Source organism: Blautia sp. AF19-13LB (genome assembly GCF_003479105.1).
Taxonomy (GTDB): domain Bacteria; phylum Bacillota; class Clostridia; order Lachnospirales; family Lachnospiraceae; genus Fusicatenibacter; species Fusicatenibacter saccharivorans.
This window is the reverse complement of sequence record NZ_QUGO01000042.1, coordinates 2773-5738: the sequence shown is the minus strand read 5'-3', so window position 1 is coordinate 5738 and position 2966 is coordinate 2773. Positions and strand designations below refer to the sequence as shown.

Annotated in this window: 2 protein-coding genes; both read left to right on the top strand. The window is 49.8% G+C overall.

What is annotated here, in order from left to right:
- A partial coding sequence (locus DWX32_RS18935; RefSeq protein WP_243037640.1) for a VirB4-like conjugal transfer ATPase, CD1110 family occupies nucleotides 1-2307 on the top strand: 2307 nt, incomplete at its 5' end.
- On the top strand, nucleotides 2304-2966 hold a 663-nt coding region (locus DWX32_RS18930; RefSeq protein WP_147398516.1), incomplete at its 3' end, for a DNA-methyltransferase. The genes DWX32_RS18935 and DWX32_RS18930, both read left to right, overlap by 4 nt.

Below are 2966 nucleotides of genomic sequence, written 5' to 3'. Positions count from 1 at the left end.
ACCGCACAGCAGACCATTCCCTACCTTGCCATGTACCCGGACGGTATCTGCAAAGTGGCACAGCGGAAATATTCAAAGAGCATTGCCTTTGAGGACATTAACTATCAGCTTGCACAGGCAGACGACAAGACCGCCATTTTTGAAAACTGGTGCGATTTTCTCAATTACTTTGACGCAAGCGTAAATGTGCAGCTTTCGTTTATCAATCAAGGTTCACAGCAGGAACAGGCAGCGCGGGCAATCCATATCCCGCCGCAAAATGATGATTTTAACTCTATCCGCACCGAATATTCCGATATGCTGAAAATGCAGCTTGCCAAAGGGAACAACGGGCTTGTAAAGCACAAGTACATCACGTTTTCCATTGAAGCGGACAATCCGGCGGCGGCAAGGGCGCGGCTTTCCCGTATCGAAACGGACGTACTCAACAATTTCAAGGTGCTTGGCGTATCGGCGCACCCCTTATCCGGCTATGAACGCTTAAAGGTGCTGCATGGGGTATTCCACCCGGCAGGCGAGCCGTTCTCATTCTCCTATGACTGGCTGACCCCGACAGGGCTTACCACAAAGGACTTTATCGCCCCGTCCTCTTTCAAGTTCGGGGAGGGACGCTACTTTGCTATGGGGAAAAAAACGGGGGCGGTATCGTTCCTTGAAATCCTTGCCCCGGAGTTAAACGACCGTATTTTAGCGGATATGTTGGACTTGGAAACAGGGGTTATTGTCAATCTCCATATTAAAAGTATCGACCAGTCGGAAGCAATCAAGACCATTAAGCGCAAAATCACTGACCTTGACAAGATGAAGATTGAGGAACAGAAAAAAGCAGTTAGAAGCGGTTACGATATTGACATACTCCCGTCCGACCTTGCCACTTTTGGGAATGAAGCAAAGAATTTGTTGCAGGATTTACAGAGCCGCAACGAGCGAATGTTTCTGCTGACGTTCCTTGTGGTAAACATGGCAGACACGAAGCGGAAACTGGAAAATGACATTTTCGCGGCGGCGGGCATTGCACAGAAATACAACTGCGCCTTGACCCGTCTTGACTATCAGCAGGAAGCGGGGCTAATGTCCTCTATCCCTTTGGGCGAGAACCTTATCCCTATTCAGAGAGGGTTGACGACGAGCAGCACCGCTATTTTTATCCCGTTCATCACACAGGAACTATTTCAGACTGGGGCTGCCCTGTATTATGGCTTAAATGCCCTGTCAAACAACATGATACTCTGCGACCGCAAGCAGCTTAAAAATCCAAACGGGCTTATCTTGGGAACACCGGGCAGCGGAAAATCCTTTGCGGCAAAGCGGGAAATCACAAATGCTTTTCTCATTACCGACGACGATATTTTTATCTGCGACCCGGAAGCGGAGTATTTTGCCCTTGTAAAACGGCTTGGCGGGCAAGTGATACGGTTATCCCCGACAGGCAAAGGTATGGACGGTACGCCCCAGTATGTGAACCCTATGGATATGAACCTCAACTATTCCGAGGACGACAGCCCCCTTGCACTGAAAAGCGATTTTATCCTTTCTCTCTGCGAGCTTGTCATTGGCGGCAAGGAGGGCTTACAGCCTGTTGATAAGACCGTCATTGACCGCGCTGTAAGAAATGTGTATAGGGACTACCTTGCTGACCCCGACCCGGAGAAAATGCCTATCTTGGGCGACCTTTACGACGAGCTGTTAAAGCAGCCGGAGCCGGAAGCTGCCCGCATTGCCGCAGCATTGGAGCTGTATGTTTCCGGCAGCCTTAACGTATTCAACCACAGAACCAACGTGGAGCTTTCTAACCGCCTTGTCTGCTTTGATATAAAGCAGCTTGGAAAGCAGCTCAAAAAGTTAGGTATGCTCATTGTGCAAGACCAGATATGGAACCGCGTTACCATTAACCGGGCAGAGAAAAAGTCCACCCGCTACTATATGGACGAATTTCACTTGCTCTTAAAAGAGGAACAGACCGCAGCTTACAGTGTGGAGATTTGGAAGCGTTTCCGTAAATGGGGCGGCATACCGACAGCTATCACACAGAATATTAAGGACTTGCTTGCTTCACGCGAGGTGGAAAATATCTTTGAAAACTCTGATTTTGTCCTCATGCTCAATCAGGCGCAGGGCGACCGGGCTATCCTTGCAAAGCAGCTTAATATCTCCCCGCAACAGATGAAGTATGTAACCCATACCGAAGCAGGCGAGGGACTTATCTTTTATGGAAATGTGGTGCTGCCCTTTGTAGACCATTTCCCGAAAGATACCGAGCTTTACCGCATTATGACGACGAAGCCGGAGGAAGTGAGCAGCCTATGAAAACAGACGTGATTATCAACCGGGACGCGCTTTGTGCTTTGCAGGAATTACCCAGTGAAAGCGTCCATTGCTGCGTTACAAGCCCGCCGTACTTTGCGCTGCGGGACTATGGGCTTGACGCACAAATCGGACAGGAGGATACGCCGGAACAGTATATTGACAGGCTGACCTCTGTTTTTCGCGAGCTTTACCGGGTGCTTAGAAAGGACGGTACGTTATGGCTGAATATCGCAGACACCTATTGCGGCACAGGAAATAAAGGCGGCTATGCTGACCCAAAAAAACCAAAGGGACGCACCGGACAGCGGATTGCAAGGAACAGCCGCGTTACCGGCTGCAAACAAAAGGACTTAATCGGTATTCCCTGGCTCTTGGCGTTTTCCCTACGGGAACAGGGGTGGTATCTACGGAGCGATATTATATGGCAAAAACAAAATCCTATGCCGGAAAGCTGCAAAGACCGCCCGACCCGCTGCTATGAACATATCTTCCTGCTTTCAAAGGAAAAGAAATATTACTATGACGCTGCCGCCATTGCAGAACCCTTAGCACCTACTACCGCAGAACGGTATCGCAGAGCGCGCAGCACCAACAGCAAATACACACAGGAAATACCCGGACAAGGAAAGGTGCAGGGACTAAACCGACCGCGGGACGGT